The following is a 12066-nucleotide window of genomic DNA, read 5'->3' on the forward strand; positions in this document are numbered from 1 at the left end:
CGAAGCGATTACCGGCCATTCTCTACGCAAGGCCAATCACCGGGGCAAATATACCCTTGTTCAGGCCGGTACAGGATGCCCTATTTTGCGAGTTGACGCATGACGCCGGGTAAAAGCATCGCAAATGGGTTAATCGACAGATCCGGATTTCCCGCCGTTCCCTTGACCGTAAAGGTTGCAGCGAGAAAGCCGCCCCCTTTTTCCGGCGAGAACAGCTTGCCCACATTGGGCAGCCGCCCAGGTGCCGCGTTGAGGCCAAAGATCGGCACGACTGTCCCGCGCAGATCGAGCCCGCCCTTGTCCAGATCGATCTTGCCTTCCAGGGTGGCCCCGAGCGCCGGGTTGCCAAGATGCCCCTCATGAATGGTCATGACGTCGTCCTGTACCCTGACCGGCAGATGAAGATGCTGTACCTCAAACCTGTCATGGCTGGCCTGAGACCAGTTGAAGACAGAAAGATGAGTAGCGGCTGTCAGTGCCGCTGGCGGCTGCCTGAACGCGAAGGGTGAGACAGAAATCATCCCCTTGAAAGGTGGAACGCGCCCTTTATCGCCGTCCCCCACCTGACCGGAAATCTGCGCATGCCCCCCCTCCAGACGATCCGTCATGCCGGTTTCGTTCAGAAGCCGACCAAGATTGTCGATACGAAGCGTGAGCTGACGCCCTGCCTCATGCGGGGCCAGATCAAACACCACGCCAGCGGGCCTGACCGCTGTGAAACGGGCGCGGTCGAGCCGGTCATGGCGATGCTCCAGATGCGCCGTCACACCCCCCAGGAATTTCTGGGCGTTGTAGAACAGTCGGTCGGTTGCAATATCAACGGTCCAGTCCTGTCCTGCTGGCGCCGTACCTTTGCCGGACGCGCTGTCAGCAGGGTGGGTCGATGCGCTGCCGGTCACCGCATCGCCGCCCCGCTTCTCCCCGGACTTTGCACCGTCACGATGCAGCAGAGTCGCGATATCGAGGTCCTGGGCATGGATACGCACCTTAATCGCTGCGTTGGCCTGTGTCGGCAGCTCGATCACCGCATCCCCATTGGAGCGACCAATCATGAATCCGTTCAGATCGATAGCCTGGACCTGCCCTTCAATTAGTCGGCTGTCGCCCTCGACATGCAGGTCTGGCCCCTCGGCACTAATGCGATCAAGCGCAACCATCTTGCCATCGTGCAAGCCGATATGGGCAGAAGCCGTGGTCGCAATACCAGCCGGTTTGCTCCAGACGGGAATCGTCAGGGCTGCCTGCGTAAGATCAAGCGCAAGGTCCAGGTTGGCGTGCCCATCGAATGCCGCGCGATAGTCGGAGACGAGCTGCGCCGTTCCCTGAAACAGGCCGTTATTGGCAATATGCGCCTTGTTCAGGGCCTGTTCATCGAAAATCGATACCGCATGCACGGTCTCACGCAGCCCCCCTGATCGGCTCAGGAAATTCTCGTTCAGCGTCACATCGGTTGGCACACCATCGAGCGATCCGTGCCCCTGAAGAGCAAGCTTCCTTTCAGTCGCCTCCAGATTGCCGGACGCCTCGGTCAGCTCCCGCCCCAGGACAACATTGCCAAGGCTGACGTGATCAAACCGCGCCCGTGCGTTGACGTGGATCTGGTCATTCTCGATGTGGGCCGACAGCGGCAGCGTAATGGTCTCGCTCACTCTTACAGCGCCCGCGGGGTGCGTAAAAGGCAGCGGATGCCGCGAGAGCAGATGCAGCCTCGGATGGGCAAGAAGGGTGGCGCACGCGCCCAGATCACAGGAGAGATCGAGCGCGATCGTGCCCGTCTGATCATGGGCAAAAAGGTCGCTGATCAGCATTGACCCACCATCGAGATGGATAAGGCCAGCACTGGCCACATCGGATGCGGGCTGGGTGCCATGCAGAAAGTCGATACGAAGAACATCTGGCGCAGCAAAGCTGAACCGCGCAGCGACATCACGGGCGGGCGGCACGGGTCGTAGCCAGTTCACGGTTGCATGTTCAATGGTCAGCGACGCGTCGGTCTTGCGGGGGCGTAGATGGTCCCATCCGGCATCACTGCCGAGAATGGCATCGAGATGCAGCGAATCTGTCGTCCCGGCGCTCAGATTATTGGTGACCCAGCGGCGCGCGCCCTTCATCAGGAAGCGTGGCCAGATGGAACCAAGATGAGGCACATCGAGCGGCGTCGCCATCAGGGAAACACCCCCCGAGATCCGCCGGGCAGAGCGGAGCGAATCCGCTTCGAGATGGCCACGCGCCTGGAATGTGTTGGTTCTGCCTGTATCATCGATAAGCGCGATGGCTGCCTCGGTCCTGTCGACGATAAGGCGCCTTTCAGGCAGGTCGATATGGGCGGAGACATGACCCGACTCCACGTTCAGAGAATCGCCTCCTGCCTGATCGATCGTGCCCTTGCCGAGAGAGAGGGCAATCTGCCCTTCCATGACCGGGACACCCTGTAAGGGCCCATCGGTCGCAAGGCGTGGTTTTCCGGCACTACCCTTGACCAAAAGAGAGGCCTGCAATCCGACCGGCACATGCCAATCACCGGCATAGGGAACGAAACCGCGCAAGACATCGGGGGGGAAAGGGGTGATCGTCACGCGCCAGGAAAGATCCCCCGCGACCGGTGTACTGGCGGCGCTAAAGCCGATCGACGGTTCGTGACCCGGGCCTAACTTGCCCTCAATCGATCCGTTCCATGCATAGTCGGATGTCCGTGGATCGTGATGCAGCGCGACATGATTCAAAAGCAGCGTGGCATCGGCACGGTTTGGGTAAGCCTCAAAACCATTGGCTGACAGCGCATGACGGACTTGCACCGTCACAGCATTCAGGTCGAGTACCGCCAGATGGTCGAGCGAAAGTGGATTGGAGGCGTTCTTGCGATGTCGCGCATCAGGCCAGTCCAGATCGATCGATCCATCTTCATGACGATCAAGGATGATCCGCCCCGATTGTGAGGCAAGACGTGTGGGCTCCACGCGCCCGCGCAGCAAAGGCCCCATGCGCAAGGCCAGATCGACCCGTGACAGCGCCAGCGTTGCGCTGCCGTCCTTGCGCAGAATACGCAGATCCTGTGCCTTGAGCACAAGTTCAGGATGAACATGACGCAAGCCAGGCTGCCAGCTCAGGAACAGACGCCCCCAGCTCAATCTGCCGGCAGGACGCCCCGTCTCGTTGCTGGCCTGAATTGCGACCGGCGCAAAGCGCGAGGCGACGGCAGTGACATCCAGCGGGCCGAGCGACAGTCGCCATAAAAATGCCAGCCCAGCCACTGCAATGACAGCGATCGGCGTTACGATAATGAGCGTCCCTAGACGGAACGCCCGCCAGGACGCACGATGAAAGGGATCGTGCGGCACGATATCCTGAGAACGCTACAGTTCGGCGGCGGCTTCAGTCACCAGCGCCACATGTTCCGCCGGTTTGACCTTGCGCCATACGGCCCGGATGACACCCTCGGCATCGACCAGAAACGAGCTGCGTTCCATGCCGAAATAAGTCTTGCCGTACATGGTTTTCTCAACCCACGTACCGTACTCATCCGCAAGCTTGTGGTCCGCATCGCTGACCAGAGTGAAATCCAGCCCGTATTTCCGGGCAAAACGATCAAGCTTCCCGACCGGATCCGGGCTGACCCCGATCACACGAAGGCCAAGCGAACTGAGCGTCTGTTTCTGATCGCGCAAGTCGCAGGCCTGTGTCGTGCAACCCGGCGTATCGGCCTTCGGATAAAAATATAGCAGATAAGGCTGCCCATTCAGGGCTTCGCTTTCGACAACCTGACCGCTTGCGTCAGGCAAGGAGAAAGCGGGAGCCCTGTCACCAATGGAGACCATGATGGATGCTTAGCCTTTGAACTCAGTATGCCGGATAGGCGGGGTAAGACGGATAAACTGCAACCGGCGGCGGGTAAACCACTCGCGGAGGCGGCTGATACACAACCGGCGGCGGCGGCGGCGCATAGACGACCGGAGGCGGCGGCGGCGCCACATAGGGCCGTGCAATCGCACCGATAACGGCACCACCAACAAGGCCGCCAACGAGGCCGCCGACAAAGGCATTACCGCCGCGATGCCAGCCGCGATCGCCGCGCCAGCCACCACCACCACGCCAGCCACCGCCGCCATGCCAGCCGGGACCACCCCAGCCTGGACCGGGATGAGCCTGTGCCAATGGAGCGCCTCCCATGAGGCCGATCAGGGGCAGAGCCGCAAGGCCAGTTTTCAGGATATGACGCATGAAGAAACCTCCTCGTCAGATCGGCCTGAAACGAGTGGCCGATCTGATATCCAGTTTATACCATCCATATGGTGTCGATTTTGGGACCAAACAGGACCAAAACCGGGCTAGAATGTAACATAATCGCGCAGACGTGTTGCGGGATCCCACGGCGGGCATGGCCGTAACAAAAAAGGGGCGTGCCGACGAGGCCGCCCCTTTCTTGCTTTATCTGAAAGTCAGAATAGCAAATGATCAACCCACCCGGTGTCGCCATATTCCGTGCCCTGATCAGGCCTACCCGGATGCCGGAGCCCCTGAAACGCAGCGGCATCCTGACGCACGCGGGCAGGTCGTCCCGTCATAAGAGATACAGCTCGCGTCCCCCTACTGATGGTCAACCTTTATGGGTTTGGTTTCATGGAAGCCTTCCGGCTCCTTGAAGATTTCTGGCCCTTGGGCAGTCATCGCGTAGGAGAGCGCCTTGATCACCTCCAGACCGTTATGGCTGGCGGATAACAAGACGCCGTTGTCATCGTAACAGAAATCGCCGACCTGACCGTCTGTGTCCGTGGTGGTCCAGTGTGTGCACCCCTGCCCCGCGACACGATCTTGCGTTCCACGTTGCCAGTGACCGGCAGCCGGGGTGCCGGGCGGGGCAAACTGCGCATCCGGTGCACCGGAGACCGTATAGGTTTTGGTGCGCGTATCAATCACCGAAAGACGATGCGCCTTGTAATCCGTCAGCATGATGAGCCCGGTCGTCTCCATATCGAGACGCTGCTGCCAATGGGCAGCGTTCCAGCGCATACGTTGACGATAGGCCTGACCATCGGGCCCCTTGGCTTCATAGGTGACATCCACATCCACGCGAGGTGTGACATAAGGCGTCGCCTGCACGTCTTCAGCGTGCGCCATGCCGGAATGGCCGGTCAGACCAAGCGCACCAATACAAAGGGCGGTCGGCAGCGCCCTGCGAAACGTGGCGCAGATACTATGGCGCGGGCTGACCATGAGCGCTTGTTGGCTCATTTGGGCGCCGCAGAGCTCTGCGGGCCAGCGCCGTGCGGAATAGGTATCTGCGCCGTGATCTGCTGATAATCGGCAGGCGGCTGGAACTGGGTATCGGCAACCGGGCCGTAAGTCACCTTCTGGGCTTCAAGCTTGCCATGCAGCCCGTCTGCATCCACGCCCTCCTCGCTCAGGATAACGCCGTCCTCGGTCACGCAGGCTGCCGCTTTGCCGTGGGTCGTCGTGATGGTCCACTTGTTGCAGGCAAGCCCGGCCACCGTTGCGGTACCATCCGGCGCATATTGCATGGACATGTCGAGCATGAACGGGTTGCGCAGGCCATGCTTGGGGGCAAAACTCGTATAGACGCGCTGCTTGTGCATGATCAGCGTCACGCGCTGGGCAGGACGATCGAGAATGGTCGAACCTGCATGGTCAGGCGAATCGATGCGAAGCTTGTCTCCCTCAGCCTTGAACTGCACGATGGCCTGTACCGGCTGGGGCATTTTCTCGGGCTGGACAGAATAAACCACCGTCACGTCACGCGCTGGCGAAAGCCGGGGGTGGGCGCCCGTGCTTTCCTGCGCCAGCGCTGTGGCGGCACCGGCCGTCATTGACAGGGCCAGCGACAGTAACGCCGCATTTCTTACATCGAATACCGACATGGTGTTCCCTCCTTCATGCCTCAGCGAGCCTCTATACCATCGCGCAGACGGATGACTTCATCTCGAAGTCTGCCCAGTGAAACATCCTTGTTCCACGATGCCTCAATCCCGAGGGCATGGTCCAGTAGCAAGCGATAGGCGTGGTCTGGAACGGTCAGGCAGCCGAATGTTTCCAGATGCCGTGTGGGAAACTGGGCATCGAGCAGGGCGAAACCCGAGAGGCGCAGTGTCGCGACGAGATGCACCAGCGCGATCTTGGACGCATCCGTGCAGAGCGAGAACATGCTCTCACCAAAAAAAGCCCCGCCGATCTGAACCCCGTAGAGCCCGCCAACTAGCACATCGTCGCGCCATGTCTCGATGGAATGGGCATAACCGAGCTGGTGCAGCAGGGTATATCTGGCCTGGATACGCCCGCTGATCCATGTCTCGTCACGGCCGGGGATTTCAGCGCAAAGGCGAATGACATCATTGAAACAACGATCGGTCGTCACCTCAAATCCGCCCTGCAACGCCGTGCGCGCCAGACGGCGCGAAAGGTGGAACCGGCAATCCAGCGGCAGAACGCCACGCTCATGCGGACGATGCCAGCTGATCTCATCTGCTTCGCGCCCGTCCGACATAGGAAAAATGCCGTTGCGGTACGCTTCGATCAGTAGCTCCGGTGTGATCGGATCCGTCATCCTCGGTCCTGCTTTACAGTCTCAACGCAGCATAAAGCCTCTTTGATAAGCCTCTTGTAACCAGTTCCCGGCAACTCTCGCGCGAGCCCGGATTTGTCATGGCCAGACAACATGACGCCATGATAGGCGACCTGTCGTCGCATCCTGCCGGGAGGTTCACCATGCCACTGACTTTTGTCTATCTCATCGGTATCGCGCTCAGCGCCGTGCTCGCGTTCGTGGCCCCACATTATCGTGGCCTCTGCTTCGTCATGACCGCCATCTTCTCATTGCAGATCGTTCCGGTCGGGTTGCTGGAGACCTTTACTTCCCCGCGTGAGCGCTGACCTCACGCAAGTCCCGCTCTCGTCAGACCGACCGGGGGTGAGAAACGCGCCATGACGCGACGTCGCGTTCCCGCACCTCACGCCCGTCAGGCCGATGCGGCGTCAGCGCCTGTCTGACGCATGTGCTGGGCGGTATCGCGCACAATTGGCCCATGCTGACGCTCAAGGCGTCGAATGGTGAAATGCGCCCGGGCGAGCGCCCTGTAATGCGAGAGGAAAGCCGCGTTGAGCGACGCGCCGCAGAGCGCACCGGCGACCGGCACCATCTGCAGGGCAAACTTGCGCGAAAGCCCGATGCCGTAATGTGACGCGACCTCCGCAATAAGAAGGACAATCGGCTTGCCGCGCATCAGGGCGCGGGCAGAGAAAAAGCCCAGTTCGCTCTCATCGGCATTCTGGCCTGCAAGAAATCCCTTGAGGGCAAACACTTCGAGGCAGGCGCGGCGGGTTTCGTCGTCGCTCAGATCCTCACCTTCCTCACGGGCGATGCGAGCAATCTCGCGCATGATGGTAAGTGTGGTGAAACCGATATCGGGCATCAACCCGACCACGCCACCGAAACCGCCCAGTGCCCCCGAAACTGCAACCGCCGCCTGAGCCGCCGGGTCACGCCATTTCGGAGCCTTGGTCACCGCTTCCTGCGTCATGCCGAGCACCGCAATATCGAAAGCACGGGCAATCGAGGCTTCGGCCAGACCCTGAAGCTTTGTCTGAATCGCCGGGGCCATGCCCAGCCCCTGCATGCCGATACGGGTCGCCTGCCCCACAGCACCACCCATCAGATCCGCCAGACGCACGAGCACGCCGCGCCCATGCTCGACCTTGGCCAGAGCCGCCTGAAGCTGAGCGAGCGACTCGCTATCGAGATTCATCGGGGCAATCTCACCGATTCCGGGGATCGTCGATCCGTTTGCTGTAGCCATGGGTCATGTTCTCCCTGCACTGGCGTTCGGGCCTCGGGCTCCTGCTTTCGCGGGTCGCCTGCACAGCCTGCGCCGAATTCGTTTCATGACGGGCAACGCCCGACGGGTGCGGCAGTCACCAATAATTGTGACGAAGCCTGTTTTTTTACATCTTACAGGTTCATAGAAAAACGAAACAGACGCGCCCCTGTTAGCACCCTACAGAGGCAGGCAGGAGCACGGACATGCCCGGATCACGTTTCACCACCCCACTTACCCGCGCCTTCACCTCGTTACTTGTCATGGCGCCACTCGGTACCGGCATGGCGCTGGCCGATCCGGCCTCGCAGCTCAAGGCGATGGAACACCCCCTCACCCCGGTTGAAAAAGTGGCCCTGCCCGATGGCGGTGCCCCGCCGCCGCCGCATGGCTATGTCGTAACCGAGGATTTCGACAACTCGCTGCGGGACTATTCGTACAAGGTCCGCGCCCATCCGGCTCTGGGTCTGCCGAATTCGGAGGCTCACCAGAGCACCCAGATCCCCAATGACGCCCCGTCCCATTTCTCGTTTCTGGGCTGGCCGGTGAAATTCAATGCACCCGTGCGACCACCTTATACCAACGGGGTCTATCACAACTATGCCGGCTCACCCGGCAACGGTCAGACCGATGTCGTGGCGCAATCCGATGCGGCAGGCACGGCAATGTGGCACAACAACCAGAGGTAAAGATCATGACCCATCCTGCGTCAGGTGATTGCGTATTCACGGTCAACCCGGCCAACGGAGAAACGCTGGGGCGCTACCCGTTTCTCTCGGAGCAGGCGGTTGATGACATGCTGGCCCGTGCCCAGGAGGGTTTTCTGTCATGGCGCGCCAAAACCCTGGGCGCACGGCTCGACCTGCTCCACCGTCTTGCGGCAGGGCTCCGTGCACGCAAGGAGGAACTGGCCCGCCTAGCGGTCAGTGAAATGGGCAAAACCATTACCTCAGCGCGTGCCGAAGTCGAAAAATGTGCCTCGGTTATCGACTGGTATGGCGAACACGCACCGGCCCTGCTGCGGGACAAACCCATGCCCGTACCGATGGGCAAGGCCCATCTGAGCTATGCGCCGACCGGCATCGTGCTGGCGGTCATGCCATGGAATTTTCCCTACTGGCAGATCATTCGCGCCGCCGTGCCCATTCTGGCCGGAGGCAATGGTTTTATCGTCAAGCCCGCCGAAAACACGCTGGGCTGCGGCGCATTGCTGAACGAGATCGCGCAGGATTTCGATCTTGGCGATGTGTTCATTTCCGCCAATCTCGCCCGCGAACAGACGGCACGGGTCATCGCCGACGAACGGATTTCGGGCGTGACGGTTACGGGCAGCGTCAGGGTCGGACGCCTTCTCGCTGGCATGGCCGGTGAAAACGGCAAGAAGACCGTCCTGGAACTGGGTGGGTCTGACCCGTTCATCGTGCTGGCTGATGCCGATCTGGACAAGGCCGTTGATGCCGCCGTGACGGCGCGCTTCGCAAATTGCGGACAGGTCTGCATTGCCGCCAAGCGGATCATCCTCGAAGCACCGATTGCCGAGGCCTTCACGGAACGGTTTCTCGACAAGGTAAGGGCGCTTCGCCTCGAAGACCCCATGAGTGATAGCGCCTTTATTGGCCCGATGGCACGCACTGACCTGCGCGATGGCTTGCACAAGCAGGTGCAGCAAAGCATCGCGGAAGGTGCGCGGCTTGTGGTCGGCGGCGAGGCTGTGAACCGTCCCGGTGCATGGTACGAGCCAACCGTGCTGCTGGACGTCACCCCCGGCATGACCGCCTTCAGGGAAGAGCTTTTCGGGCCTGTCGCCTGCCTGATCACCGCGCGGGATGTCGATCACGCCATTACGCTGGCCAATGACAGTGCCTATGGCCTTGGCGCAAGCCTGTGGACACAGGACGAGCGCCTTGGTCTTGCTCTGTCACAGCGCATCGAATCGGGTGGCGTATTCGTCAACCGCATCACGGCCTCGGACCCCGCTTTGCCGATCGGTGGCGTCAAGGCGAGCGGCTACGGGCGCGAACTGACCGAACTCGGCCTGCATGAGTTCATGAACATCAAGACCGTCTGGGCCTGTTGAGCCGGTTGAGCTTTTCTGTCCGGTCCTGACGCCATTGGTGTTCCTACGGCTCCCCCGGTCTCATTGACCGGGATCAGGACCGGGACCGGTAAGAACCCTCGCTCTCTCACCGTTGCATCCGGCAATCCGAGCGCGCGCATAACGACACGCCTCGTTCTTTCCCCCACTACGCACAGAGCGAATCAGTCTTACGAAAGTTCTTGCGTTATATCTTAAGATAGAACAGTCTAAAGATATAACGGAGGATATAAATGTTTTTTCGCCATCATCTACGTCATGCCCTCAATCGCCATGACGGTTTCGGTCACGGCTCGGACCATCGCTCTGGCGGTGGCATGGGCGGGGGGGGCGGGGGCCGCTTTGGCCGTCGCCGGGGCGGTGACATTCCCGGCGGTCGCAAACTGAGCGCCGAGGAACTGCAACTGGTCATTCTCGCCCTGCTGGCCGAAAGTCCGGCTCACGGCTACGAAATCATCCGCCGCCTCGAGGAACGGACGAACGGTTTCTACAAGCCTAGCCCCGGCATGGTGTACCCTGCCATGACCTATCTGGAGGAGATCGGTCAGGCTGAGGTCACTCAGGAAGGAACCCGCAAACTCTACACCCTGACAGATCAGGGACAGGCTTACCTGACGGACAACCGCGCAGAAGCCGATCGTATTCTTGAAATCCTGACACGCATCGGCAGCCGCATGAGCGAGGTTCGCGAAGCGTTTGCCGGGCTGCATGATGTCGATCCCGAGGCCGCAGACGGGCTGCACAAGGCGCGTCATCACCTCAAGGCAGCGCTCTACAAGCATCGTGGGTGCAGCCCTGTCGAAGCCAGACGGATCGCTGCCATCCTGACGCGCGCTGCCGCTGAAATCATGGGCAAGGAATCATCATGACCAGCAATCTGCCCCCTCTGCCCCCTCTGCCCCCCATCAAGATCCGCCATCCGCTTCGCCTGAGGCAGATCGAGGTGGCACGAATCATCCCGCTATCCGACACCATGCAGCGCGTCGTCTTTACGGGTCCCGACCTGCATGATTTCGTCACCGCCGGGACCGATGACCATGTGAAGCTGTTCTTTCCCCAGCCCGGCGAGACCCATCCTGTCCTGCCTGACATGAAGGCCGACCGTACGGCACCGCGTGATCCGCGTATCATTGCCCGCGACTATACCCCGCGGCGCTTTGACGAGGAAAACGGCGAACTCACCATCGATTTCGTGCTGCACGACTCAGGCCCGGCCACCCAATGGGCAGCCCAGGCCAGACCGGGGCAGCGTCTTGGGATGGGCGGCCCCAAGGCCTCGAATATTCCGCATGAGGGCCTCACCTCGCATCTGCTGATTGCCGATGACACCGGCCTGCCCGCCATCGCCCGTACACTGGAAGAGCTGTCGCCCGAACACAGCGCGGTGGTGGTGCTCGACACGCAGGAAAGCGACAAGACCTACCCGCTGACGAGCCGCGCCTGGGTCGATCTGTTCCGCTGTGACAGGGCCGCTGGCCAAAGCCTTGCCGATCTTCTGCGCCTGGTCGTTCTGCCCGCGAGCGAAACGCTCAATGTCTGGATCGCGGCCGAGATTGATACCGTGCGTGCCCTGCGCGACCATCTGGTGAATGAGGAAGCCATCCCACGCAGCCGGATCAGGGCAGCAGGTTACTGGCGTCGTGACACCGAGGCGGGTGGTGCGCGGGTAGATGACTGACAAAGCCCTTGGAGAGCGCGGCTCTTGCATCATTCCTGCCATGCTGGATATCCGCGCTCAGGCTCGCGAGAGCCCTTCGCCGGGATTTCCCATCCCTTCCCGGTGATACGTCGCTGCGCGCACCGATCACGCCTGCCGATGCCTTGCCATGTGGTCAGGCAGCTTGCGGCAAGCCAGCCAATGGTGGCTGAGAGAAAAGGCTCACCCGCGAGGCTGCGTGTCCCACCACGGATCGCTGTGGAGCAGTAAAACTCCAAGCCTCGTACCCGGCTCGGATTGCGCGACAGAGGTTTGATGCGTGATGCTGCGAAGCCTACGGCCGGTCTCTCCCTCGGCCAGCGCAACTCGTGATTGCGCTCAGCATGGGTTACGCGGCACCAACCAGCCTCCATACTGCCTGCCCAACACTTGAAATCGTCAGACACTCAGGCTTACTCGGCCATCGGGACGCATCAGAATCAAAGAACCCC

The 12066-nt window shown here is 60.9% G+C and carries 12 protein-coding genes; 5 read left to right on the forward strand and 7 right to left on the reverse strand.

Annotation, left to right across the window (positions count from 1 at the left end; genetic code table 11):
- Positions 1-80: 80 nt before the first annotated feature.
- From ACWNRM_RS01520 to aat, 6 genes are all read right to left on the reverse strand, one after another.
- Positions 81-3338 carry a hypothetical protein gene (locus tag ACWNRM_RS01520; RefSeq protein ID WP_485169170.1) on the reverse strand — a complete coding sequence of 1086 codons (3258 nt, stop codon included), beginning with the start codon at positions 3336-3338 and terminating at the stop codon, positions 81-83.
- A gap of 15 nt (positions 3339-3353) precedes the next feature.
- Positions 3354-3815 (reverse strand): thioredoxin-dependent thiol peroxidase, encoded by a 462-nt coding sequence (gene bcp / locus ACWNRM_RS01525; RefSeq protein WP_485169171.1) that lies wholly within the window; start codon positions 3813-3815, stop codon positions 3354-3356.
- Between the two features lie 22 nt (positions 3816-3837).
- Positions 3838-4218: a hypothetical protein gene (locus ACWNRM_RS01530; RefSeq protein WP_485169172.1), complete on the reverse strand. Its 381-nt coding sequence runs from the start codon at positions 4216-4218 to the stop codon at positions 3838-3840.
- A gap of 366 nt (positions 4219-4584) precedes the next feature.
- Positions 4585-5229 (reverse strand): hypothetical protein, encoded by a 645-nt coding sequence (locus tag ACWNRM_RS01535; protein WP_485169173.1) that lies wholly within the window; start codon positions 5227-5229, stop codon positions 4585-4587.
- Positions 5226-5873: a hypothetical protein gene (locus ACWNRM_RS01540; RefSeq protein WP_485169174.1), complete on the reverse strand. Its 648-nt coding sequence runs from the start codon at positions 5871-5873 to the stop codon at positions 5226-5228. The genes ACWNRM_RS01535 and ACWNRM_RS01540 overlap by 4 nt, the downstream gene beginning before the upstream one ends.
- Positions 5874-5893: 20 nt before the next feature.
- On the reverse strand, positions 5894-6556 hold the full coding sequence (gene aat / locus ACWNRM_RS01545) for a leucyl/phenylalanyl-tRNA--protein transferase (RefSeq protein WP_485169175.1): 663 nt from the start codon (positions 6554-6556) through the stop codon (positions 5894-5896).
- Positions 6557-6717: 161 nt separating this feature from the next.
- Here aat and ACWNRM_RS01550 point away from each other — a divergent pair, with 161 nt between their 5' ends.
- Positions 6718-6882 carry a hypothetical protein gene (locus tag ACWNRM_RS01550; RefSeq protein WP_485169176.1) on the forward strand — a complete coding sequence of 55 codons (165 nt, stop codon included), beginning with the start codon at positions 6718-6720 and terminating at the stop codon, positions 6880-6882.
- Between the two features lie 86 nt (positions 6883-6968).
- On the opposite strand, the gene ACWNRM_RS01555 is transcribed toward ACWNRM_RS01550, so the two are convergent.
- A complete protein-coding gene (locus tag ACWNRM_RS01555; protein WP_485169177.1) occupies positions 6969-7805 on the reverse strand; it encodes an EcsC family protein in 837 nt (278 codons plus the stop codon).
- A gap of 224 nt (positions 7806-8029) precedes the next feature.
- Here ACWNRM_RS01555 and ACWNRM_RS01560 point away from each other — a divergent pair, with 224 nt between their 5' ends.
- The 4 genes from ACWNRM_RS01560 (at position 8030) to ACWNRM_RS01575 (ending at position 11596) form a co-directional block, all read left to right on the forward strand.
- Positions 8030-8512, forward strand: coding sequence for a hypothetical protein (locus ACWNRM_RS01560; protein ID WP_485169178.1), 483 nt, complete (start codon positions 8030-8032; stop codon positions 8510-8512).
- 5 nt (positions 8513-8517) lie between these two features.
- Positions 8518-9900, forward strand: a complete 1383-nt coding sequence (locus ACWNRM_RS01565) for an NAD-dependent succinate-semialdehyde dehydrogenase (protein ID WP_485169179.1) — start codon at positions 8518-8520, stop codon at positions 9898-9900.
- Between the two features lie 251 nt (positions 9901-10151).
- Positions 10152-10787 carry a PadR family transcriptional regulator gene (locus tag ACWNRM_RS01570; protein ID WP_485169180.1) on the forward strand — a complete coding sequence of 212 codons (636 nt, stop codon included), beginning with the start codon at positions 10152-10154 and terminating at the stop codon, positions 10785-10787.
- A complete protein-coding gene (locus ACWNRM_RS01575; protein WP_485169181.1) occupies positions 10784-11596 on the forward strand; it encodes a siderophore-interacting protein in 813 nt (270 codons plus the stop codon). The genes ACWNRM_RS01570 and ACWNRM_RS01575 overlap by 4 nt, the downstream gene beginning before the upstream one ends.
- Positions 11597-12066: the final 470 nt, after the last annotated feature.

Source organism: Asaia sp. A2, from assembly GCF_057319415.1.